General features: G+C 65.0%; 25 protein-coding genes. 10 read left to right on the forward strand and 15 right to left on the reverse strand.

Annotated features, from left to right (window positions below):
- The first annotated feature begins 40 nt into the window (after positions 1 to 40).
- The 3 genes from ACVRRC_RS19155 to thpR are packed head-to-tail and all read left to right on the forward strand — an operon-like array spanning position 41 to position 1,653.
- Positions 41 to 466: a YbaY family lipoprotein gene (locus ACVRRC_RS19155; RefSeq protein ID WP_472997380.1), complete on the forward strand. Its 426-nt coding sequence runs from the start codon at positions 41 to 43 to the stop codon at positions 464 to 466.
- A complete protein-coding gene (locus ACVRRC_RS19160; RefSeq protein ID WP_048328559.1) occupies positions 463 to 1,116 on the forward strand; it encodes a class I SAM-dependent methyltransferase in 654 nt (217 codons plus the stop codon). Before ACVRRC_RS19155 ends, ACVRRC_RS19160 begins: the two co-directional genes overlap by 4 nt.
- Positions 1,117 to 1,131: 15 nt before the next feature.
- Positions 1,132 to 1,653, forward strand: a complete 522-nt coding sequence (thpR, locus tag ACVRRC_RS19165) for an RNA 2',3'-cyclic phosphodiesterase (RefSeq protein WP_279639670.1) — start codon at positions 1,132 to 1,134, stop codon at positions 1,651 to 1,653.
- Between the two features lie 19 nt (positions 1,654 to 1,672).
- Here thpR and yedF read toward each other — a convergent pair whose 3' ends face one another.
- Both yedF and yedE read right to left on the reverse strand, forming a co-directional pair.
- A complete protein-coding gene (gene yedF, locus ACVRRC_RS19170; RefSeq protein WP_013981735.1) occupies positions 1,673 to 1,912 on the reverse strand; it encodes a sulfurtransferase-like selenium metabolism protein YedF in 240 nt (79 codons plus the stop codon).
- Positions 1,881 to 3,107, reverse strand: coding sequence for a selenium metabolism membrane protein YedE/FdhT (gene yedE, locus ACVRRC_RS19175; RefSeq protein ID WP_125869378.1), 1,227 nt, complete (start codon positions 3,105 to 3,107; stop codon positions 1,881 to 1,883). Before yedE ends, yedF begins: the two co-directional genes overlap by 32 nt.
- A gap of 206 nt (positions 3,108 to 3,313) precedes the next feature.
- Here yedE and trxA point away from each other — a divergent pair, with 206 nt between their 5' ends.
- The gene (gene trxA, locus ACVRRC_RS19180) at positions 3,314 to 4,183 is read left to right on the forward strand and encodes a thioredoxin (RefSeq protein ID WP_013981733.1); all 870 of its coding nucleotides are present in this window, start codon (positions 3,314 to 3,316) and stop codon (positions 4,181 to 4,183) included.
- Here trxA and ACVRRC_RS19185 read toward each other — a convergent pair.
- The gene (locus ACVRRC_RS19185; RefSeq protein WP_048328556.1) at positions 4,177 to 4,563 is read right to left on the reverse strand and encodes a hypothetical protein; all 387 of its coding nucleotides are present in this window, start codon (positions 4,561 to 4,563) and stop codon (positions 4,177 to 4,179) included. The genes trxA and ACVRRC_RS19185 overlap by 7 nt on opposite strands.
- A gap of 95 nt (positions 4,564 to 4,658) precedes the next feature.
- On the opposite strand from ACVRRC_RS19185, the gene ACVRRC_RS19190 reads away from it, so the two are divergent.
- From ACVRRC_RS19190 to ACVRRC_RS19205, 4 genes are read left to right on the forward strand one after another with little or no spacing between them, the layout of a single operon-like run.
- Positions 4,659 to 5,285 (forward strand): DUF2796 domain-containing protein, encoded by a 627-nt coding sequence (locus tag ACVRRC_RS19190; RefSeq protein ID WP_019406513.1) that lies wholly within the window; start codon positions 4,659 to 4,661, stop codon positions 5,283 to 5,285.
- 17 nt (positions 5,286 to 5,302) lie between these two features.
- Positions 5,303 to 6,010, forward strand: a complete 708-nt coding sequence (locus ACVRRC_RS19195) for an ABC transporter ATP-binding protein (RefSeq protein ID WP_014595789.1) — start codon at positions 5,303 to 5,305, stop codon at positions 6,008 to 6,010.
- Positions 6,011 to 6,013: 3 nt separating this feature from the next.
- Positions 6,014 to 7,279 (forward strand): ABC transporter permease, encoded by a 1,266-nt coding sequence (locus tag ACVRRC_RS19200; RefSeq protein ID WP_053528049.1) that lies wholly within the window; start codon positions 6,014 to 6,016, stop codon positions 7,277 to 7,279.
- 8 nt (positions 7,280 to 7,287) lie between these two features.
- Complete coding sequence (locus tag ACVRRC_RS19205; RefSeq protein WP_013981728.1) at positions 7,288 to 7,800, forward strand: DUF3299 domain-containing protein; 513 nt, start codon at positions 7,288 to 7,290, stop codon at positions 7,798 to 7,800.
- 51 nt (positions 7,801 to 7,851) lie between these two features.
- Here the strand turns inward: ACVRRC_RS19205 and ACVRRC_RS19210 are convergent, their stop codons facing one another.
- Genes ACVRRC_RS19210 through ACVRRC_RS19235 form a run of 6 tightly spaced genes read right to left on the reverse strand, consistent with a single transcriptional unit; the run spans position 7,852 to position 12,749 of the window.
- Positions 7,852 to 8,943: a tetratricopeptide repeat protein gene (locus ACVRRC_RS19210; RefSeq protein WP_472997382.1), complete on the reverse strand. Its 1,092-nt coding sequence runs from the start codon at positions 8,941 to 8,943 to the stop codon at positions 7,852 to 7,854.
- Between the two features lies 1 nt (position 8,944).
- Complete coding sequence (locus tag ACVRRC_RS19215; RefSeq protein WP_011912012.1) at positions 8,945 to 9,658, reverse strand: energy transducer TonB; 714 nt, start codon at positions 9,656 to 9,658, stop codon at positions 8,945 to 8,947.
- Complete coding sequence (locus ACVRRC_RS19220; RefSeq protein WP_013981725.1) at positions 9,658 to 10,071, reverse strand: ExbD/TolR family protein; 414 nt, start codon at positions 10,069 to 10,071, stop codon at positions 9,658 to 9,660. The genes ACVRRC_RS19215 and ACVRRC_RS19220 overlap by 1 nt, the downstream gene beginning before the upstream one ends.
- An 11-nt stretch (positions 10,072 to 10,082) precedes the next feature.
- Positions 10,083 to 10,628, reverse strand: coding sequence for a MotA/TolQ/ExbB proton channel family protein (locus ACVRRC_RS19225; protein ID WP_011912010.1), 546 nt, complete (start codon positions 10,626 to 10,628; stop codon positions 10,083 to 10,085).
- Positions 10,621 to 11,967 (reverse strand): MotA/TolQ/ExbB proton channel family protein, encoded by a 1,347-nt coding sequence (locus ACVRRC_RS19230; RefSeq protein WP_472997383.1) that lies wholly within the window; start codon positions 11,965 to 11,967, stop codon positions 10,621 to 10,623. The genes ACVRRC_RS19225 and ACVRRC_RS19230 overlap by 8 nt, the downstream gene beginning before the upstream one ends.
- The gene (locus tag ACVRRC_RS19235; protein ID WP_045159139.1) at positions 11,964 to 12,749 is read right to left on the reverse strand and encodes a DUF3450 domain-containing protein; all 786 of its coding nucleotides are present in this window, start codon (positions 12,747 to 12,749) and stop codon (positions 11,964 to 11,966) included. The genes ACVRRC_RS19230 and ACVRRC_RS19235 overlap by 4 nt, the downstream gene beginning before the upstream one ends.
- 184 nt (positions 12,750 to 12,933) lie before the next feature.
- On the opposite strand from ACVRRC_RS19235, the gene ACVRRC_RS19240 reads away from it, so the two are divergent.
- On the forward strand, positions 12,934 to 13,611 hold the full coding sequence (locus ACVRRC_RS19240) for an OmpW/AlkL family protein (protein WP_472997384.1): 678 nt from the start codon (positions 12,934 to 12,936) through the stop codon (positions 13,609 to 13,611).
- Positions 13,612 to 13,681: 70 nt separating this feature from the next.
- Here ACVRRC_RS19240 and ACVRRC_RS19245 read toward each other — a convergent pair whose 3' ends face one another.
- From ACVRRC_RS19245 to ACVRRC_RS19260, 4 genes are all read right to left on the reverse strand, one after another.
- Positions 13,682 to 14,611 (reverse strand): NAD-dependent epimerase/dehydratase family protein, encoded by a 930-nt coding sequence (locus ACVRRC_RS19245; RefSeq protein WP_014595783.1) that lies wholly within the window; start codon positions 14,609 to 14,611, stop codon positions 13,682 to 13,684.
- The gene (locus ACVRRC_RS19250; protein ID WP_017244908.1) at positions 14,604 to 15,488 is read right to left on the reverse strand and encodes a sugar nucleotide-binding protein; all 885 of its coding nucleotides are present in this window, start codon (positions 15,486 to 15,488) and stop codon (positions 14,604 to 14,606) included. The genes ACVRRC_RS19245 and ACVRRC_RS19250 overlap by 8 nt, the downstream gene beginning before the upstream one ends.
- Positions 15,489 to 15,498: 10 nt before the next feature.
- Complete coding sequence (locus ACVRRC_RS19255; RefSeq protein WP_003281797.1) at positions 15,499 to 15,990, reverse strand: single-stranded DNA-binding protein; 492 nt, start codon at positions 15,988 to 15,990, stop codon at positions 15,499 to 15,501.
- 171 nt (positions 15,991 to 16,161) lie between these two features.
- Positions 16,162 to 17,529 (reverse strand): MFS transporter, encoded by a 1,368-nt coding sequence (locus ACVRRC_RS19260; protein WP_108241452.1) that lies wholly within the window; start codon positions 17,527 to 17,529, stop codon positions 16,162 to 16,164.
- A 131-nt stretch (positions 17,530 to 17,660) separates the two neighbouring features.
- Here ACVRRC_RS19260 and uvrA point away from each other — a divergent pair, with 131 nt between their 5' ends.
- On the forward strand, positions 17,661 to 20,498 hold the full coding sequence (gene uvrA, locus ACVRRC_RS19265) for an excinuclease ABC subunit UvrA (RefSeq protein WP_013981718.1): 2,838 nt from the start codon (positions 17,661 to 17,663) through the stop codon (positions 20,496 to 20,498).
- Positions 20,499 to 20,564: 66 nt separating this feature from the next.
- Here the strand turns inward: uvrA and ACVRRC_RS19270 are convergent, their stop codons facing one another.
- Entirely contained in the window at positions 20,565 to 22,022 is a 1,458-nt protein-coding gene (locus ACVRRC_RS19270) for a catalase (protein WP_061373973.1), read from the reverse strand.
- Positions 22,023 to 22,183: 161 nt separating this feature from the next.
- Positions 22,184 to 22,573: a 50S ribosomal protein L17 gene (gene rplQ / locus ACVRRC_RS19275; protein ID WP_011912000.1), complete on the reverse strand. Its 390-nt coding sequence runs from the start codon at positions 22,571 to 22,573 to the stop codon at positions 22,184 to 22,186.
- Between the last annotated feature and the right edge of the window lie 43 nt (positions 22,574 to 22,616).

The raw sequence follows: 22,616 nt of genomic DNA on the forward strand, positions 1-22,616 counted from the left end.
CTGCTATACAAGCCCGCAATCGCCGTTCAGGAGGCCGTCCGTGCCATCACGTTTTCTCGTTCTGCCCGCCCTGGTGACGCTGCTTGCCGGCTGCGGCAGCCAACCCAGCGAACCACCGACGGCTCCCGTCGAGCTGAGCACCGCACCCCACTCCAAACTGCTCAACGAACTGAGCGGCAGCCTGATCGGCGCACCGGCCGGCAGCGACGTGGAGCTGGCCCTCTTGGAGGTCGATCGACGCGACCAGCCCGACCGCCTGCTCAGCAACGTGCAGCTCAAGGGTCGCGACGGTGAGCTGCCGTTCATCCTCCAGTTCAACCCCGACGCCTTCCCGGCCGGCCAGCGCGTCGAGCTGCGAGGCCGCGTCACGCGCGCCGGCCAGCTGATCATGCGCCTGCCGCCGCGCACCATATCGAGTGCCACCAGCCAGGCGCTCGGACCGTTGCAGCTGGTTCCGGCACCGTGAGCGCACCGGCGCAGCTGCAGGCCGCTCTGCACGAACTGCTGGGCGATGCCCGCCTGGTCGCCGAGACGCTGCCGGACACCGAGCTGCGCCTCTGGCTGATCGATGCCGCCAACATGGATCGCGCCTTCAGCCCCGAAGAAACCCGGCGCATTCTCGACGAGCCACCCTATTGGTGTTTCTGCTGGGCCAGCGGACTGGTCCTGGCCCGCTGGCTGGCCGAGCGCCCGGACTGGGTGCGCGGCAAGCGCGTGCTGGATTTCGGCGCGGGTTCCGGCGTGGCCGCCATCGCCGCGGCCAAGGCAGGAGCCGCCGAGGTGGTGGCCTGCGACCTGGACCCGCTGGCACTCGCCGCCTGCCGGGCGAACGCCGCGCTCAACGGTGTCGAGCTACGCTATTCGCAGGACTTCTTCGGCGAAGCGGATCGCTTCGATCTGATCCTCGTCGCCGATGTGCTCTACGACCGCGCCAACCTGCCGCTGCTGGACCAGTTTCTCAGCCGAGGCCGGGAAGCGCTGGTGGCCGACTCCCGCGTGCGGGACTTCGCCCATCCGCTGTACCGGCGCCTGGACGTACTCGATGCGTGCACCTGGCCGGATCTGGCAGAGCCGGCGGAGTTTCGCCAGGTAAGCCTCTACCACGCGATGCGCTAGCCATACGGAGACACCATGAGCGAGCAAAGTCTGCGCCTGTTCTTCGCCCTGCCCTGCCCGCCCGAGCAGGCGACGGCCATCTGCGCCTGGCGTGACGGCCAGGCATTCGACGGGCGCCCGGTGGCCGAGGCCAATCTGCACATGACCCTGGCCTTTCTCGGTGCCCAGCCGAAGGAGCGGCTGGATGCGCTGCTGACCATGGCATCAGGCATCGAGGGGACGGCATTCGACCTCCGGCTGGACCGGCTCACCACCATCGGCAAGGGCTTCATCTGCCTGCAACCGAGCACGACGCCGCAGGCCCTGTCGAGGCTGGTCGCTACCCTTGCCGAGCATCTGGCCGCGCTCGGCGTGGTGCTCGACAGCCGGCCCTTCCTCCCGCACCTGACGCTGGCTCGCCAGGCCCGCAGCCGACCAAGCGGCGCCGCGCCGGGCTTCGCCTGGCACGCCGACCACTTCGGCCTCTATCTGTCGACGGCAACGCCGGGCGGCGTGCGCTACGACTCGCTGGGACGCTGGCCACTGGCAGCGCCATAGCGACCGTCACATGGCCCGCTCAGCGCGGCACTTCGATGAGAAAGCGGAACAGCGGACCGTGCTGCTCCACCGCCAGGCAGTTGTAACCCTTGGCCGTGGCGTCCTCGGGAATGCCGTGCACCGACTGCGAACAGTCCGTCACCACTTCCAGCAACTGCCCTGGCTGCATGGTCGCCAGGGTTTCCAGCGTGGCGATGGCGTTGTACGGGCAGTGCTCGCCACGCAGATCAAGCGAGAGATTCGGTTTGGCCTGGCTCACGGGCAGGACTCCTTTTCGGTTGGAAACGACGTGCGTTGAGGTGCACCAGCAGCATGGCGACGGCCAGGCCGGCAAAGGTCAGCAGCAATCCGCTGGCCGGGCCGAAGCTCTCCAGCAGATTGATCTTCGGATAGGGCAGCGCCAGCGACGTGCCGAGCTGGTCCCAGTACACCGCCACCAGCGTGCCGCCGATGACGTTGCCGACGCCCACCACCCAGAAGTGCACCTGCCCTTCCATGGCGCGATACATCCAGCCAGTTTCGCAGCCGCCGGCGACGACGATGCCGATGCCGAACAGCACGCCGCCGAGAATCGCGTTCGGCCCCATCCAGAAAATCTTCGGACTTGCCCCCAGCGCGATGGCACCGAACGTACCGACGCAGGCCACCGCCATGCCGAGCAGAATGCCGTAGGCCGCGCGGGTTCGGCCGGTGGTCCAGAGGTCGCGGGCGGCACTGGTGAAACAGATCTGCGCCCGCTCGATCAGCCCGCCGAACAACAAGCCGAACAGCACCGCCATGCCCAGCACCAGCGAGGTATCGAAGCGCCAGGCGGCGAATGCGATGGCCAGCACTGCCACCCCGGTGCCGAGGCGCGCCTGCAACGAGGCCCGCCGCCGCGTGCCTTCCACATCACCGAACAGCGAACTGGCTTGGCTACCCACCTTCAGCGGCGTGCGCAGCCAGGGCAGCAGGCAAATCTTCACGCCAACCCAGGCGCCGCCCACGGTGGCCAGCATGAAGGCCCAGGCATGCAGCGAAAACATTGGAATGCCGGTGAAGAAGGCCGCCAGGTTGCAGCCCATGGCCAGACGCGCACCGAAGCCAGCGATGATGCCGCCGATCAGGCCCTGCAGCAGGCGACGTCTGCTGGTCGGCCAGCGCAGGCTGACGTTGTTTGCCCACAGCGCCGCACAGAGCGCGCCAAGCAGCATGCCGATGATCATCACGCCGTCGATGCGATCGAGCGGCGTACCGGCCAGGCCGATCAGCTTGAAATAGCTCCACTCCTGCGGGGTGTAGCCGAACCAGGAAATGATGTGCCCACCCCAGCGTGTGAATTCGCCGGTGACGGCCCAGAAGGTCCCGGTGATGGCGAAGTAGTAGGCGGAGGCGACGCCCAGCGCGACGAGCGCCGGCAGGGGCGACCAGAAGCGCACGAGATAGCGCTCCCGGAAATCGGAGAGAACGGACATGTGAAGCTCCTTATGACGCGCGACTGCAAACGCCGCACCGGTCTAGGAAAAGGGTTTCGCCTCGGCGGCAGGATCGCTGCCGTAACGCCGAAGGCGGCGCAACCTTAGTCCAATGACATCCGTCGCGCGAGCCCTTGCTTCCTGCATGCCGCGCCCCCACTTACCATGCACAGCTTCCCAGTCACCCGTCGCCGACGAGAATTCCGATGAGCCAGACGCCCTATATCTTCGATGTCACCACCGCCAGTTTCGAACAGCTGGTGCTCGAGAACTCGTTCCACAAGCCGGTGCTGGTGGATTTCTGGGCCGAATGGTGCGCGCCATGCAAGGCGCTGATGCCCTTGCTGGCGAAGATCACCGAGGAGTACCAGGGCGAGTTGCTGCTGGCCAAGGTCAACTGCGACATCGAGCAGGAGGTCGTTGCCCGCTTCGGTATCCGCAGCCTGCCGACCGTGGTGCTGTTCAAGGACGGCCAGCCGGTGGACGGTTTCGCCGGTGCGCAGCCGGAATCCGCGATTCGCGCCATGCTCGAGCCCCATGTACAGGCCCCGGCATCGCCGCAGGGCAATCTGCTGGAAAGCGCTGAGGCGGCCTTCGCCGAAGGCCGTTTTGCCGAGGCAGAGGCGCAGCTGCAGCAGCTGCTCAGCGAGGACAACGAGAACGCCGCCGGCCTGATTCTGTACGCGCGCTGCCTGGCCGAACGGGGCGAGCTGGGCGAGGCGGAAACCGTGCTCAATGCCGTGAAGGGCGATGAGCACAAGCAGGCGCTGGCCGGCGCGCGCGCGCAACTGACGTTCCTGCGTCAGGCCAATGACCTGCCCGATGCCGCCACGCTGAAGAGCCGCCTGGCGCAGAACGGCGAGGATGACGAGGCGGCATACCAGCTGGCCGTCCAGCAGCTGGCGCGGCAGCAGTATGAAGCGGCGCTGGACGGGCTGCTCAGACTGTTCGTGCGCAACCGAAGCTATGCCGACGGCCTGCCGCACAAGACCCTGCTGCAGGTCTTCGACCTGCTCGGCAACGACCATCCGCTGGTGACGCTGTATCGCCGCAAGCTCTATCAGGCGATCTACTGATCCCGGCCGCCGCTGGTGGCGAGTCCGTCAGCGGGCTCGCCGATCCAGTGATAGCAGGCCGAATCGGCACCATGCTCGACCCGTACCTCGTCGCAATGACGCAGCCGCACCAGCAACCGCTTGGCCAGCTGCGCGCTCCCGGTGATCGCCTCCAGCTCGGCGAACAACTGCGGCCCTTCCAGCGTCCCGGCACTGCGCAGGCATTCCCGGGCGCTGTGCCAGAGCGCATCGGCCGGCGGCGATGCCGCCGTTGCAGGCCGCCCGGCCGAGCTGATCTCGACGGCGCCCAGCCCACGCGTCAGGCCCGACCAGTCCTGTTCACCCAGTTCGATTTCCAGATCGACCGGCCAGTCCCCTATGCGTCCGCGGATTCGGATCATGCTGTCCCTCCTGAAATATGCATTCATGCTCACATGCACGGGCCGCGCTGGCCAGCCAAGCGGCAAAGTTGTTATAACGTAACGGACCCTTGCCAATGGAGCTGACCATGCGCCACTTACTGCTCGCCGTACCCGTGCTTCTGTTGCCCCTGAGCTACAGCCAAGCACATGAAGATCATCATCACGAACATGAAGAAGCTGCCAGCCTCGGCGCCCACGAACATGGTGCGGCTCGCCTGAATGCCGCGCTGGATGGCAAGCGTCTAGAACTGGAGTTCATCAGCCCGGCCATGAACCTGGTCGGCTTCGAACACGCACCTGCCACGCCAGCGGACGAAGCGAAGATTGCCGAGGCGCGGAGCCAGCTGGAGCAACCGGCGGCGCTGTTCGGCCTGCCGACGGCCGCCGGCTGCTCGGTCAGCGAGCAGCACCTGCATGGCGAACTGCTCGGTTCGGCTCACGCCGGTTACCAGCGCCGCGACCAGGACGATGACCACCAGCACGAACACAGCCATGCCGCCGCAGAGGAACACGGCGGCCACAGTGATATCGAGGCAAGCTACCAGTTCGATTGCAGCAATCCGGGGTCGCTCCAGGCCCTGGATCTCAAGGGCCTGTTCGAACGCTTCCCCGGCACGGAGAAGATTCAGGTACAACTGATCGGCCCCAACGGCCAACAGGGCGCGGAACTGACCCCGGCGCGCACGCAGCTGCCTTTCTGAACCGGCACTGGACATCGATGACCGCTCCACTTCTCGCAATCGACAACCTCGGCTTCGCCTGGCCACGCCAGGCCGAGCTGCTGGACATCCCCTGCTTTCGCCTCGAGCGCGGCGAGAGCCTGTTTCTCAAAGGCCCCTCGGGCAGCGGCAAGACCACCCTGCTCGGTCTGATCGGCGGCGTGCAAAAGGCCGCGCGCGGCAGCGTGCGCCTGCTCGACCGTGACCTCGGCAGCCTGTCGGCGGGCGCCCGTGATCGCTTCCGGGTCGATCACACCGGCTACATCTTTCAGCAGTTCAACCTGCTGCCCTTTCTCTCGGTGCGTGAAAACGTCGGTCTGCCCTGCCATTTTTCGCGGCTACGTGCCGAACGTGCGCGCAAGCGGCACGGCAGCACGGACGCCGCCGCGGCCAGCCTGCTGGAGCACCTGGGGCTGGCACCGGAGCTGTTCGAGCGGCGGGCCGACGCGCTCTCCATCGGCCAGCAGCAGCGCGTGGCTGCCGCCCGAGCGCTGATCGGCCAGCCCGAGCTGGTCATCGCCGACGAACCGACCTCGGCACTGGATGCGGACAGCCGCGAAGCCTTCCTGCAACTGCTGTTTTCCGAGTGCCGGGCGGCGGGCGCCAGCCTGCTGTTCGTCAGCCATGATCAAAGCCTCGCACCGCTGTTCGACCGCAGCCTGTCGCTGGCCGATCTCAATCGCGCCGCACGCGCGCCGGAGTGCTGAGCGATGTATCTACTGCGCCTGGCCCTGGCGAGCCTGAACAATCGCCGCTTTACCGCCCTGCTGACCGTATTCGCCATCGCGCTGTCAGTGTGCCTGCTGCTCGCCGTCGAACGGGTACGCAGCGAAACCCGCGCCAGCTTCGCCAGCACCATCAGCGGCACCGATCTGGTGGTCGGCGCCCGCTCCGGCTCGGTGAATCTGCTGCTCTATTCGGTGTTTCGCATCGGTAACGCGACGAACAACATCCGCTGGGAAAGCTACCAGCACTTCGCCGAACACCCGCGTGTCGACTGGGCAATCCCGATTTCCCTCGGCGATTCCCATCGCGGTTATCGAGTGATGGGCACCAGCAGCGCTTATTTCGAGCATTACCGCTACGGCCGCAAGCAGCCGCTGCAGCTGGCCGAAGGCCGCGCCTTCGAAAGCGACCCGTTCGAAGTGGTGCTGGGCGCCGAAGTGGCCAGCGCGCTGGGCTACCGGCTCGACGACAGTATCGTGCTGGCCCATGGCATCGCCCGGGTCAGCCTGGTGCAGCACGACGACAAGCCGTTCCGCGTGGTTGGCGTGCTGCAGCGCACCGGCACTCCTGTCGACCGCACCCTGCACATCAGCCTGGCCGGCATGGAAGCGCTGCACATCGACTGGCAGAACGGCATGCCGGCGCGCGGCGCCGCACGCATCGACGCCGAGCAAGCGCGTGGCCTAGATCTTCAGCCACAGCAGATCACGGCGTTCCTGCTCGGCTTGAACAGCAAGGTCGCCACGTTCACCCTGCAACGGGAAATCAACCAGTACCGCGGCGAACCGCTGCTGGCGATCCTGCCCGGCGTTGCCCTGCAGGAACTCTGGAGCCTGATGGGCACAGCCGAGAAGGCGCTGTTCGTGGTCTCGCTATTCGTCGTGCTGACCGGGCTGATCGGCATGCTGACGGCGATCCTCACCAGCCTCAACGAACGTCGCCGGGAGATGGCGATCCTGCGCTCGGTGGGTGCTCGCCCCTGGCATATCGCCGCGCTGTTGATCATCGAGGCCTTCGGTCTGGCGCTGGCGGGCACGCTGCTGGGGCTGGCCCTGTTGTATGCAGGAATCGCCATCGCACAGGCGCCGCTGCAGAGCCTGTACGGCCTGTATCTGCCGCTGGCCTGGCCGAACGCCTATGAGTGGAGCCTGCTTGGCGCTATTCTGCTGGCCGCGCTGCTGATGGGCAGCGTGCCGGCCTGGCGGGCGTATCGCCAATCGCTTGCCGATGGCCTGTCGATCCGACTATGAGGAAGCCCATGCCACGCCTGCTGTTCGCCCTGCTCCTGGCCTGCGCGCTGCCCCTGCACGCGGCTGAAGTCCGTCTGCTGCAATGGTCGGAGCTGATTCCGGAAGGAGCCCCTCCGCCGCCACCGCCGCTGGCGATACATGACATGTCGCAGCTGGCCGATGCGCTCGCCGCCGAGGCCGGCCCGGCCGCGGCACAGCAGTCGCCGGCCGCGCCGGTGGTCGAGGCGCTCGATGGGCAGATGGTGAAGTTGCCAGGCTATATCGTGCCGCTGGACATGACCGACGAAGGGCGCGTCATTGAGTTCCTGCTGGTGCCCTATTTCGGCGCCTGCATCCATGTGCCACCACCGCCGTCCAACCAGATCGTGCATGCCACCAGCGAACTGGGCGTGCGGGTAGAAGCGCTGTACGAGCCGTTCTGGATCGAAGGGCCCATGCGCGTCGAGCATGCCAGCAGCGAGCTGGCAGAGGCCGGCTACCGCATGCAGGCGCAGAAGATCTATCCCTACGAGTTGCAGTGACCAGCAGGCGCAGGACGACGGCGATAGCGATCGCCGTGGTCGCCACGCCAATCAGCGGACGCTGGCGACCTGCCGTTCGCGCTCGAAGCTGAGCTCGCCTTCAGCCCACTCCCGCCATTCGCGCACCCGGCGACGCTCCGCTCCGGCTCGCTCCGCCTGTTTCAGCGCTTCGAGCCCGGCCTGCCAGCGGGCCTGTTCCAGTTCGAGCTGTGCGACATTCATCCAGAACTTGGCACTGCCGGTCTGGGTCGCCAACTGCCGATAGATCTTGGCGGCTTCGGTACGCTCACGTGCCTGCCACCAGAGCATGCCCATGCGTTCCTGACGTTGCGCATTGCTCGGCAGCAAGCGCGAGGCAAGCATGCCTTCCATCAGCTTGGCGCCCTGCCAGGGCTGGCCGGCGGCACAGGCCAGCGCGACCAGGTTGTCCAGCTCGGCCTCAGTGAAGCGCAGCCCCTTGGTGTGCGCCGCCCGTAGGGTAGCCAGCGCGCGATCCTCGGCACCGGCCAGCTGCTGAAGGCCGGCGAGCTGCCGCCAGGCCTTGACCTGATCGGGATGGCGCAGCAAGAGTTTCTGTTGCCAGCGTTCGGCGGCCTGATAGCGTTTGAGTTCGGCATTGCCGGCGACCAGGAACTGCAGCCAGGTGTCGCCGGCTTTCGGATTGGCCTGCACGTAACGCTCGGCCAGCGGCAGGGCCTTGGCATGCTGACCGAGCCCCTGATAGGCCTGCACCAGCATCTGCAGGATCTCCTCGTCGGCCTGATTGGCCGAGCCCAGCAGGCTGACGACCTTGGCATAGCGCCCCTCGACCAGGTTCAGGCGTGCCAGATTGAGGCGCTCGCCGGCCAGCAGTTGCTCGTCCAGCTTGCCGCTGGCCACGGCCTTGTCCAGCCATTCCAGCGCCTGCCGGTTGTTGCCTTCGGCCCAGGCCAGATAGCCTCGGCTGCGCCAGAGCAAAGCCTCTTCGTTGCTCCCCGGCTTGGCGCTCGCGCCGTCCAGCGCCTTGCGTGCAGCCGCATAGTCGCCCTTGCTCTGCGCGGTCTGCGCTCGCTCGAGCGCCATGAACACGGCCGGGTCGATGGCCTGGGCAGCCTGGACCGAAGCAGCGAGGGAAAGGGTCAGCACAAGCAGCAGACGAAGCATTTCAGCGTTCTCCTTGCAGGCGGAAGTGCAGGGTTTTAACGGCTTCTCGGGATACCGGCGCACCGTTCTCGGTGCGCGGGGCGAAACGCCAGCGGGCCGCGGCACGCCGGGCCTCGCGATCGAACACGTTGCGTGGTGACGCCTCCAGTACGCGGATGTTCTCCACCCGCCCCTGGGGATTGATAGTGAAGGCAAGCTTGATATGGCCCTCGATGCCCTGCTGCCGGGCGCGATAGGGATATTCCGGGCGCACGTCGTTGAGCGGCATGACTTCCTGCTCGGGCCCACCCGGCTTGCCAGCCGCCTCGACCGCCGCGCTAGCCGGTGCCGGAGCGGCCGCAGGCGTGCTCTGCGCAGCGGTCAGGCCGGACAGGCTGGGCGCCGGCGCGGTCGCGACCGAAATGCCCGCATCGATGCTCGGCAGATCGAGGTCGAGCTTCGGCAGGTTGGCATCCGGCGTGGCCATGTTCGGCGTCGGCGGCGTCGGCGGTTGCGGCGTCTTCGGCTGTGGCGGTTGCGGCGCCTGCTGGCGAGTGCGCGTGGCGCTGTCTTCGTTGCGTCCATCCATACGCACGAAATTGGCGATGGCCAGCGGGTCTTCCTGAATCTTGCTGCGCGGTGGATTGACCATGCTCAGCATCAGGGCGAACAGCAGCAGCGCCACCACGCAGGCGGCGACGAAAGCCAGACTGAAACGGACCAGCCGCGGTTGCATCAGCGCGACCCCGTGCTGGCAGCCAGCGCCACGTCCTGCACGCCAGCCTGGCGCGCCTGGTCCATCACCTGCACCACAAGGCCGGTGCGGGCATCCTGGTCTGCCTGGACAACCACCGCGCCCTCGGGCTGATCCACCCGCATCCGCTCGACATGGGCGCGGACGCTGCGCACGTCCACCGCCTGCTTGTCGATCCAGACCTGCCCATCGGCGGTGACGGCGATAAGGATGTTGCCCTTGTCCTGCGTGCTCGCGGTATCGGCCTGCGGGCGCTGGACCTCGACACCCGACTCCTTGATGAAGGAGCTGGTGACGATGAAGAAGATCAGCATGATGAAGACCACGTCGAGCATCGGCGTGAGATCGATGCCGGTGTCTTCTTCCTGCTGGTAATGGTGACGACGCATACGCATCCCGCTAATCCTCAATCGTGACGCAGCTGGTCGGCCAGCCGGTCGAGAGACTGGCGCGCGATTCGCTCGAGGCGCGCCAGACTGAACAATCCCGTGATGGCCAGCACCATGCCGGCCATGGTCGGCAGGGTCGCCTGCCAGACGCCCGCAGCCATGCCGCGAGGGTTGCCGGTGCCGCTGAGCGCCAGCACATCGAAAACCGCGATCATGCCGCTGACCGTGCCCAGCAGGCCGAGCAGCGGATACATCGCAACCAGCGTCTTGCTCAACCGCAGCGGGCCGGACAGCTGCTGCTGCGCCTGCGCCAGCCAGGCCAGGCGCACGGCGCGCTGCCAGCTGCCGGGCTCATCGGCCAGCTGCGCCCAGGCCTGCCGGCGCGACTCGACCCAATGCGGGAAGACCCGACGCATGAACCACAGGCGCTCGAACACCAGCGTCCAATAAAGCACGCAGAGGCCGGCCAATGCCCACATCACCACCCCACCCGCGGTCATGAAGTCGAGCAGCGCGTGACCGCTGTCGACGACACTCAGCCAGTGAGCGCGCAGATCAGTCACGGCGTGGTGCTCCGGACAGATGCAGCGCGATCAGCCCGGCGCTCTGCTGTTCCAGCAGTTGGATCAGCGCCTTGCTGCGGCTGGCCAACAGGCTGTGCAGGAACAGCAGCGGAATCGCCACCACCAGGCCCAGCACCGTGGTCACCAGCGCCTGGGAAATGCCGTCGGCCATCAGCCGCGAATCGCCGCCCCCACTCTGGGTGATAGCCTGGAAGGTGATGATCATGCCGGTCACGGTACCCAGCAGGCCGAGCAGCGGCGCCACGGCGGCGAGCAGCTTGAGCAGCGGTTGGCCACGCTCCAGCGGCGGGGTTTCCTGCAGGATGGCTTCGTCCAGCTTGAGCTCCAGCGTCTCCAGGTCCGACAGCTGCGGCTTGGGCCCCAGCACGCCGATGATGCGGCCGAGCGGGTTGTCGTCGCGCGGATGATTGAGCTCGCGCATCTGACTTCCAACCTTGCGGCCAATGCCACCGAGATAGACCATGCGCCAGATCGCCAGCAGCAGGCCGATGGCGCCGAGCACCAGGATCACGCCACCGACCAGACCGCCCTGCTTGACGCGATCCCACAGGTCCGGCTGGCGCTGCAACTGCGCCAGCAGGGTACCCCGACTCGGGTCGACAGGCAGCGTGGCCAGGGCATCGGAGCTTTTCAGGTAATCATCGATCAGGCCCTTGCCGGACGGCTGACGCGGCGGCACCAGCAGCTCGCCGGCATCGGCGTCGTAGCGCAAGAAGGCGTCGTTGGTAAAGGTGGAGAAGCTGCCGACACGCAGTACCGGCTGCTCGCTGCGCGCACCGTCGGTGCCCACCACCGGAAGTTGCACGCGCTCAACGCGGCCGCTGGCCGCCAGGTCTTCGAGGAGGGTCATCCAGAAGGCATCGAGGTCATCGGCTGATGGCAAGGCACGACTTTCGGCCAGGCTGCGCAGCTGCTTGAGTCGCTCGGGATACTGGGCATTGAGCAGGCTATCCTGCCACTGGCCGGCGATATCGCCGGCACTCTGCCGCACCACGCCGAACAGCTCGCCGAGATGACCGACACGCTGTGCCAGCAGTTTTTCCTGCTCGGCAAGCTCCGCTTCCTGGCGGTCGAATTCAGCCTTCAGCCGCTCGGCCTCGGCCTTCTGCTCGGCGAGGGCGGCCCGTGCGCGTGACAGCAGTTGCTGCTGCTCGCCACGGTCACGCACGAAGGCCTGTTCGCGGGTCTGCATGGCGCTGACCTCGGCCGCGCGGTCGCTGCGAATGCGCTCGAGCAGCTGGTCGGGACTGAGCGGCTCCGCCGCATGAGAGGTGAGCGGCAGCAGCGCGACAAGGAACAGGGAAAACAGACGGCTCATTGCGCGGCCTCCTCGGCCAGGGTCTTCACGGGCAGTTGCAGATATGCGGGCGCCTGCTGCTGGCGGGCAATGGCGATGGCCTGGGTCAGCGGCCGCCGGGCGCTGCCATCGAGCACTTCCCAGCTGCGCGTCTGCGGGTTCCACCAGCCGCTCTCGTGGGCATCGAGGGTCTGGTAATAGAGCATCACCCGGCCCAGGCGGAGGAACTCGACGCTACGCGAATCACCATCGCCGGGCAGTTCGCCGCGCCACGCTTCCAGCGTGCGGCCGTAGTCGCTTTCGATCTGATAGGCCTCGAGGATGCGCCGATACTTCTCCGCCAGGCTGACGTCGGCACGCGGCAGCAGGTCTTGCAGGCCGGCCAGGCGATCAGCGCGCTCCTCGGGCAGGAACGGCAAGTCGGCTGCGATGAACTCGCCGAGCACCTCGACCATGCGACTCATCTGCGGCGTTACCGCTTCCTGGGTGCGCTCGATGCTGTCCAGCTGGCGCTGGAAGCCCACCAGTTCCTTGCGCTGCGCAGCGGTCAATTCCTGCAGCTGCTTGTTGTAGGCCTTCAGGGCCTCGGTCTGCTGCAGCGCGTTGCGGTACTCGGTGAGCATCTCGCGCGTGGCGTCGTCGAGCTGATCGATCCGCGCTTGCGAAGCCTTGGCTTCGGCAGACAGGCGCTCGCTCTCATCGAGCGCAGCGTCCAGCGGAGCCGCGGAGAGCGACCCGGCATACAGGTGCAGGCAGCACGGCAGCACGGCAACCGCCAACAGGCGGGGGATGAAGGAAGGCATGGAGGGGTCCTTGCAGACGGTCGTTAACTCAAAAGAGAAACATTATCATCTGTGAATTGACGCAAAGCAACCCGGGCATTACGTCGCAGCTGACGACGCGGCTTTCATTGAGCTGGATCAAAAAGCCCAAGCGCCCACTCCCTACCATGGCCCCCAATCGCATTCCAACAAACGGAGCATCATCATGCGCAAGACCCTGTTCACCGCTTCCGCGCTGGCCCTGGCGCTGGCCGCCCCCTTCGCCCAGGCTTTCGAAGCCGGGGACATCATCGTTCGCGCTGGTGCGGTTACCGTTGATCCGCGTGAGGACAGCAGTTCTATCTCTACCGCACTGACCGGTCCAATTGCCGGTACCAAGGCTACGCTCGACAGCGACACTCAGTTGGGCCTCAACTTCGCCTACATGATCACCGACAAGGTAGGGATCGAACTGCTGGCCGCTACGCCGTTCAGCCACGACGTTGGCGTCAAAGGCCTTGGCGCACCACTGGACGGGAAGTTCGGAACTATCAAGCATCTGCCGCCGACCCTGAGCGTTATCTACTACCCGCTGGATAAAACGTCGGCTTTCCAACCGTACGTTGGGGCTGGCGTTAACTACACATGGTTCTTCGACGACAAGTTGAGCAGCCAGGCTGAGGGGAATGGTTTCAACGGCCTGGACCTGAAAGATTCTTGGGGCCTGGCCGCACAAGTAGGCATGGATTACATGCTCACAGACAGCATCATGCTCAACGCCCAGGTTCGCTATATCGACATCGATACTGAAGCTACTTCCAACCACGCGGTGCTGGGCAAGGTCAAAGTCGACGTAGACGTCGACCCCTTCGTCTACATGGTCGGCCTCGGCTACAAGTTCTGACGAATCGGCCTGACCGAATCGCAGACAGACAAAAGGCGCCATTGGCGCCTTTTGTCTTTTCCGGTTTCGCTTACTTGCCCAATAAACGGGCCAGCCCTTCGCGCATGCTGGTGGGCGGTTCTGGCACGCGGTAGCGCTGAACCAGTCGCGCATTGTTCGCCCGCGAATGACGGATGTCTCCCGAGCGCGCCGCCTGATAGCTCACCTCGGGCAGATCACCCAGCACATCGCCAATCGCGTCGAGCAGCTGGTTCAACGACGTCGCCTTGTTGAGCCCCACGTTCACCGCCCCTTCCGGCGCATCCGGAGCTTCGAGTGCCTGCACCAGCACCTCGACCAGATCCCCTACATAGATGAAATCCCGCGTCTGCTCTCCATCGCCGAACACCGCAATCGGTAGTCCCTTCTGCGCCCGCTCGGTAAAGATGCTGATCACGCCGGAATAGGGCGACGACGGATCCTGCCGAGGGCCGTAAACATTGAAGAAGCGGAACACCACCGGTTCCAGACCATGCTGGCGCCGATAGAAATCTAGGTAGTGCTCGCTGGCCAGCTTGTCCGCGGCGTAGGGGGTAAGCGGCGCCTTCGCGGTGCCTTCATCGATGGCCTGACCTTCCCCGTTGTTGCCATAGACCGCCGCGCTCGAGGCAAACAACACTCGCTGCACGCCTGCCTCACGCATCGCTTCGCATAGATTGAGCGTGCCGATCAGGTTGCTCTGATGCGTACCGAGCGGATCGTCCACCGACGCTTGCACCGAGGCCACCGCGGCCAGATGCACCACGGCGCGACAACCCTGCACCGAGCGACGCACGCATTCGGCGTCGGCGACATCACCGACGATGAGCTCGACGCGCTCATCCTGTGGCAGGTTCTCACGCTTGCCAGTGGACAGATTGTCCAGCACCCGAACGGCGTAACCGCGTGCCAGCAGTGCATCGACCAGGTTGGAGCCGATGAAGCCGGCGCCACCTGTGATCAGGATCGGGGCATCAGCCATGGCGGTAATAACGCTCCAGCAGGCTCGGCAGGCCGGTGCGCCAGGCGCGCGGCTTGATACCGAAGGTGGTGAATATCTTCTTGCAGGCCAACACGCCGTGCTGCGGCTCAGCCGCGGCATCCGAACAGTCGGCGTGCGCGACCGGCGTCAGCTTGGCGGTCGTCACATCGCGATACTTGGCGGCCTCGCCAAGCAGCGCCTGCGCGACCAGCAGCGGCGTCGAAGCTTCGTGGCCGCCGTAATGGTAGGTGCCCCACAACGGGGCCTGGCAATCGAGCTGCTTGAGCACCGCAAGAATGACTCTCGCGGCGTCATCCACCGGCGTCGGATTGCCACGGCGATCGTCCGCCAGCAGGATCGCCTCGCTCTGCTCCAGCCGTTGCAGAACACGCCCCAGCACACCGTCACGACTGTCGTCGAGCAGCCAGCCGAAACGCAACAGCACATGACGCGGGCACAGCGCCCGCACGCTCTGCTCGATGCGCCAGAGCGCCTGCCCCCGGGCATCCAGCGGCGCGACCTCATCCTTTTCGCTGTAGGCAGTGGTGCGCGCGCCATCGAACACGCGGTAGCTCGAAGGCTGCAGGAGAACGAAATCGTGGTGCTGGCACAGCTCGGCAAGCCGCTCCACAGCGCGCTCCTGAGCCGCGAGCGCCGGTTCGTTGGGCTGCCCGCTCTGGAACCAGTCGTAGTAGTAGGCGAGGTTGATGACGACATCCGGACGGTTGTCGTCGAGCAACTGGGTAAGACTGGCGGCATCCCAGCCCTGGGCGGGCGGGCGCGGCGCGAGAAAACCGATGTCTTCCTCGGCGCCGAGGCGGATGAGCGCCTGGCCCAGGGCATTGCCGCCGCCCAACAGCATCAGGCGCATTCGCATTCAGGAAACTCTAGAAGGGGATGTCGTCATCGAAGCTGTCATAGTCCGGCGCCGGCTGCTGCCGTGCGGCCGGCTGCTGCGGCTGAGCCTGCTGACGCGGAGCCTGTTGCGGCTCGCGCTGCGGGCGCGGCTGACGTGGCGCGTCATCGGAACTGCCGCCACGGCCGCCGAGCAGCTGCATGGTGCCATTCATGTCGACGACGATTTCGGTGGTGTAGCGCTTGACGCCATCCTTCTCCCACTCGCGAGTCTGCAGGCGGCCTTCGATGTAGCACTGCGAACCCTTGCGCAGGTACTCGCCGGCGATCTCGGCGACCTTGCCGAACAGCACCACACGGTGCCACTCGGTGCGCTCCTGAAGCTGACCGGTCTGCTTGTCCTTCCAGCTGTCGGTGGTTGCCAGCGTGATGTTGGTCACCGCATTGCCATTGGGCATGTAGCGGGTTTCCGGGTCGCCGCCGACATTGCCGATCAAGATGACTTTGTTCACCCCTCTGGCCATGGGTAACTCCTCTTGGAACATTGAATTTAAGTGGGCTCACCGATGGCGATCCTGCTACCAGGAGACCCGATGACCGCGAATCTTACCTCAGCCACCCCTGACAACCAACCAACGCGCCAGCAAGTTGCGTCGCCGTGCGCAGCACCACGGCCGCGACGAGCGTCGTGTTGGTCAGGCAACCAAACGATCCAGCGCGTCGCGATCCAGCACCAGGGTATCGACCTTCACATAGGCCGCCGCCTCGTCGAGCACGATCAGCACATCGCTCACGCCGGGCACGTGCAGCAGGTCGGTCTCGAGCCGGGTGTTGCTCAGCGCGCCGGCCGAAAGCGGCAGGCGCAGGCTGGTGACATAGGGAGGCTCGCGCATGCTGAAGGCGATCACGAACCACAGTGCGCAGAGTGCCGCGCAGCCAGCGAACACCAGGGCCAGCCCGCCCTGCTGATAGAGCATGCCGCCCAGGACGCCGCCCAGCCCGGCACCGAGGAACTGACTGGTGGAGTAGACCCCCATGGCGGTGCCCTTGCCACCTGCCGGCGCCACCTTGCTGATCAGCGACGGCAACGACGCCTCAAGCAGATTGAAGGCGACGAAGAAGGCAACCATGCCCACCACCAGCATCCACAGGCCGTTGCCGAACCACCAGAAGAACAGCTCGCACAGCAGCAGCGCACAGACGGCACCGAGCAGCACGCGGCGCATCTGGCGCTTCTTCTCGCCATAGATGATGAACGGAATCATGCCGAAGAAGCCGATCAGCAGCGCAGTCAGGTAGACCCACCAATGCTCGTCCTTGGGCAATGCGCCCTGCTCCACCAGCGCCAGCGGCAGCGCGACGAAGCTCGCCATGAGAATCGCGTGTAATGCCAGGATGCTGAAATCCAGGCGCAGCAGGTCTGGATGACGCAACGTCAGACCCAGCGCCTGCCGGGCGACCCCGGATTCCCGATGACGGACATGGGCCTGGGCCTTGGGCAGCAGCGCAACGATGAGCCCGCCAACCACTGCCATCGCCGCCGTCACCCAGAACAACCCGGATAGACCGAAGGCACGCGTCAACAGGGGGCCGATGATCATGGCCACGGCAAAGGAGAAGCCGATGCTCACCCCGATCAGCGCCATCGCCTTGGTCCGGTGTTGCTCGCGGGTCAGGTCGGACAGCAACGCCATCACCGCGGCGGAGATCGCGCCGGCTCCCTGCAGCACCCGCCCCGCGACCACGCCCCAGATGCTGTCGGACATCGCCGCCAGAACCGCGCCGGCGGCGAAGATCGCCAGACCGAAATAGATGATCGGCAGGCGCCCGATGCGGTCAGAGAGAATACCGAAGGGAATTTGCAGCAGCGCCTGGGTCAAACCATAGGCACCTATGGCAAGGCCGATCAGGGTCGGCGTAGCGCCTTCCAGGTCCATGCCGTAGGTTGCCAGCACGGGCAAAACCATGAACATGCCGAGCATGCGAAAAGCGAACACCAGCGCCAGCCCGGAAGCTGCGCGTTTTTCGCTGGCGCTCATGCGCTCGCTGTAGGGGTCCTGCATGGAGGGTCTCGCTTGTATGAACCGGCGGCGATTCTAGCAGCCCTCCCCCGCTCGGCACAGGCGCGCGGTTTTGCCGCGACTATCACCCCGGCCGTATACTTTCGGGTTTCCGCCCGCCACGCGAGGCTGTTTTGGACAAGATTCTGATTCGTGGGGCTCGCACCCACAACCTGAAGAACATCGACCTCACCCTGCCACGCGACAAGCTGATCGTCATCACCGGCCTCTCCGGCTCCGGCAAGTCTTCGCTGGCGTTCGACACGCTTTATGCCGAAGGCCAGCGCCGCTATGTCGAATCGCTCTCGGCCTACGCCCGGCAGTTCCTTTCGATGATGGAAAAGCCCGACGTGGACACCATCGAAGGGCTTTCCCCGGCCATTTCGATCGAACAAAAGTCGACATCACACAACCCGCGCTCCACCGTCGGCACCATCACCGAGATCTACGATTACCTGCGCCTGCTCTACGCGCGGGTCGGCACACCACGCTGCCCGGACCATGACGCGCCGCTGGAAGCGCAAACCGTCAGTCAGATGGTCGACCAGGTCCTGGCGCTGCCAGAAGGGCGCAAGCTGATGCTGCTGGCACCCGTCATTCGCGAGCGCAAGGGCGAGCACCTGGCCGTGTTCGACGAGTTGCGGGCCCAGGGCTTCGTTCGCGCCCGCGTCAACGGCCGCCTCTACGAACTGGACGAACTGCCCAAGCTGGACAAACAGAAGAAGCACTCCATCGATGTCGTGGTGGATCGCTTCAAGGTTCGCGGCGACCTGCAGCAGCGTCTGGCCGAATCCTTCGAGACAGCGCTGAAACTGGCGGACGGCATCGCGCTGGTCGCGCCCATGGATGAGGACGAAGAAAGCGAGGAGATGATCTTCTCCGCACGCTTCGCCTGCCCGATCTGCGGTCACTCCATCAGCGAGCTGGAACCCAAGCTGTTCTCCTTCAACAACCCGGCAGGTGCCTGCCCGACCTGCGATGGCCTGGGCGTGAAGCAGTTCTTCGATGCCAAGCGCCTGGTCAACGGCGAGCTCACCCTGGCCGAAGGTGCGATCCGCGGCTGGGACCGGCGCAACGTCTATTATTTCCAGATGCTCGGCTCGCTGTCCTCGCATTACGGGTTCAGTCTGGACGAGCCCTTCGACTCGCTGGCCGCCGAGCATCAGAAGTTCATCCTGCGCGGAAGCGGCCGGGAGAATGTCGAGTTTCGTTACCTCAATGACCGCGGGGACATCGTCAGGCGCTCGCATCCGTTCGAAGGCATCATCCCCAACCTCGAACGCCGCTACCGCGAGACCGAGTCCACTTCGGTGCGCGAAGAGCTGGCGAAGTACCTCAGCACTCAGCCCTGCCCGGAATGCCGCGGCACCCGCCTGCGCCGCGAGGCTCGCCACGTGTGGGTTGGCGACAAGACACTGCCGGCGGTCACGGCACTGCCCATCGGCGACGCCACCGATTATTTCGGCGGACTCTCGCTCAGCGGTCGTCGCGGCGAAATCGCCGACAAGATCCTCAAGGAGATCCGCGAGCGTCTGCAATTCCTGGTCAATGTCGGCCTCGACTACCTGACCCTCGACCGCAGTGCGGATACGCTGTCCGGCGGCGAGGCCCAGCGCATCCGACTGGCGAGCCAGATCGGCGCCGGCCTGGTCGGTGTGATGTACATCCTCGATGAGCCCTCGATCGGCCTGCACCAGCGCGACAATGAGCGCCTGCTGGGCACCCTTCGTCACCTGCGCGACATCGGCAACACGGTGATCGTGGTCGAGCATGACGAGGACGCCATCCGCCTTGCCGACTACGTGGTGGACATTGGCCCGGGGGCCGGGGTGCATGGTGGCCGCATCGTCGCCGAGGGTACCCCCGACGAGGTGATGGCGCACCCGGACTCCCTGACCGGCAAGTACCTCTCCGGCCGGGTGACGATCAATTACCCACCGGAACGCACCCGTCGCGACCCGAAAAAGCTGCTCAAGCTCAAGGGCGCCCGCGGCAACAACCTGCGTAACGTCGATCTGGAGATCCCGGTGGGGCTGCTGACCTGCATCACCGGCGTATCCGGCTCGGGCAAGTCGACGCTGATCAATAACACGCTGTTCCCGATCACTGCCACGGCGCTCAATGGCGCGTCCACCCTGGAGGTGGCGCCCTACGACAGCTTCGACGGCCTGCAGCACCTCGACAAGGTCGTCGACATCGACCAGAGCCCCATCGGCCGCACCCCACGCTCCAACCCGGCGACCTACACCGGCCTGTTCACGCCCATCCGCGAACTCTTTGCAGGGGTACCGGAGGCCCGCTCGCGCGGTTACGGGCCAGGACGCTTCTCCTTCAATGTAAAGGGCGGCCGCTGCGAAGCCTGCCAGGGCGACGGTGTGATCAAGGTGGAAATGCATTTTCTACCGGACATCTACGTCCCCTGCGACGTGTGCAAGGGCAAGCGCTACAACCGCGAGACACTGGAGGTGAAGTACAAGGGCAAGAGCATCACCGAGGTACTGGACATGACCATCGAGGAAGCTCGCGAATTCTTCGACCCAGTGCCGGCAGTTGCACGCAAGCTGCAAACCCTGATGGACGTCGGGCTGTCGTACATCAAGCTAGGGCAGAGCGCGACCACGCTGTCCGGGGGCGAGGCACAACGGGTGAAGCTGTCCCGCGAGCTGTCCAAACGCGATACCGGCAAGACCCTGTACATCCTCGACGAGCCCACCACCGGCCTGCACTTCGCCGACATCCAGCAGCTACTCGACGTGCTGCATCGCCTGCGCGACCACGGCAACACGGTGGTGGTTATCGAGCACAACCTGGACGTGATCAAAACCGCTGACTGGCTGGTTGACCTCGGCCCGGAAGGCGGCTCCAAGGGCGGTCAGATCATCGCCAGCGGCACACCGGAAGAGGTCGCGGAAATGTCACAGTCGCACACCGGGCATTTCCTCAAACCGCTGCTGGAGCGCGACCGCCACTGACGACCAGCCGCAAAAAAGCCGGGCTCTTCCGGGGCCCGGCTTCTGCGCTCTACGGCTCGGTACAGCTTAGGCGACTTCGTTCGGATCGATACCCAGTCCATGGGCGATACCCGCCCCGTATGCCGGGTCGGCCTTGAAGAAGTGCCCCAGCTGACGCAACTGCACGTCTCGCGAAACGCCTGCCATCGCACCGACGATATTGCCGATCAGCAGATTCTGCTGCTCAGCTGTCATCAGACGGAACAGAGCTCCCGCCTGACTGAAATAGTCGTCATCGGCCCTGTGGTCATATCGGTCAGCCGTACCGGAGAGCGCAAGCGCCGGTTCGGCGTACTGCGCTGCCTGCTTAGGGGCGTCGCTGTAGCTGTTCGGCTCGTAGTTGGGCGCCGAACCACCGTTGCCATCAAAACGCATCGCGCCATCACGCTGATAGTTGTGGACCGGGCAACGCGGCGCATTGACCGGAAGCTGCTGATGGTTGGTGCCGACGCGGTAGCGATGGGCATCGGCGTAAGCGAATACCCGCCCCTGAAGCATGCGATCCGGCGACAGGCCGATACCCGGGACGACGTTGCTCGGGGCAAAGGCAGCCTGCTCGACCTCGGCGAAATAGTTCTGCGGATTGCGATTCAGCTCGACCATCCCCACTTCGATCAGCGGAAACTCCTTCTGCGACCAGACCTTGGTGACGTCGAAAGGATTTTCGGCACGGCTGGCCGCCTCCACCTCGCTCATCACCTGGATGCAGAGCTTCCACCTGGGGAACTCGCCCCGCCCGATCGCGTGGAAAAGATCCCGCTGCGCATAATCGGGATCGCTGCCGGCAAGGCGTGCTGCCTCGCTCGGATGCAGGTTTCTGATCCCCTGCATGCTCTTGAAGTGGAACTTCACCCAGTGCCGCTCGCCTTCACTATTGACCAGGCTGAAGGTGTGACTGCCGAAGCCGTGCATGAACCGATAACCATCGGGGATGCCACGATCGGAAAACAGGATGGTGACCTGATGCAACGCCTCGGGCGAGTGCGACCAGAAATCCCACATCATCTTCGGGCTCTTCAGATTGGCCCATGGGTCACGCTTTTGCGTATGGATGAAATCCGGAAATTTCAGCGGATCGCGGATGAAGAAGACCGGCGTGTTGTTACCCACCACGTCCCAATTGCCTTCCTCGGTATAGAACTTCACCGCGAAGCCGCGAGGATCACGCTCGGTATCCGCGGAGCCGCGCTCACCCCCTACCGTGGAAAAGCGCAGGAACAGGGGCGTTTGCTTGCCAACGGACTCGAACAGCTTGGCACGGGTGAGGTGAGTTATGTCTGCGGTCACGGTAAACGTGCCATAGGCGCCGGAGCCCTTGGCGTGCACACGACGCTCCGGAATGACTTCGCGGTTGAAATGGGCGAGCTTTTCGACCAAGTGGAAGTCATCCAGCAACAAAGGGCCACGAGGCCCGGCTGAACGAGAATTCTGATTGTCGGCAACGGGGGCGCCACCAGCGGTGGTGAGGGTCTTGCCTTGGCTCATGCTGTATCTCCTTGTACATACCGATGAAGTCGGCTTGAGGAGAATTCTAACGAGACGCCAACAAAGAACTAATTTATTAAACGAACCAACCTGATAGAGCACCACCATCGGTCAGACAATAAAAAACCGGGCCTAGGCCCGGTTCTTTATACAGCGGCCGATTACTCGGCTGCGGCTTCAACCTCACCAGCGACCGGACGGTCAACCAGCTCGACGTAAGCCATAGGTGCGTTGTCCCCTGCGCGGAAACCGCACTTGAGGATGCGCAGATAGCCGCCCTGACGGGTGGCGTAGCGCTTGCCCAGATCGTTGAACAGCTTGCCTACAGCAGCTTTCGAACGGGTACGGTCGAAAGCCAGGCGGCGGTTGGCAACGCTGTCTTCCTTGGCCAGGGTGATCAGCGGCTCGGCAACGCGACGCAGTTCTTTGGCCTTGGGCAGGGTGGTCTTGATCAGTTCGTGCTCGAACAGCGACACCGCCATGTTCTGGAACATGGCCTTGCGGTGGGCGCTGGTGCGGCTCAGATGACGGCCACTTTTACGATGACGCATGATTGAAATTCCTTACCAAACGTTCAGTTCGGTTACTGGGGGC

The organism is Stutzerimonas sp. LR2 (assembly GCF_055755175.1).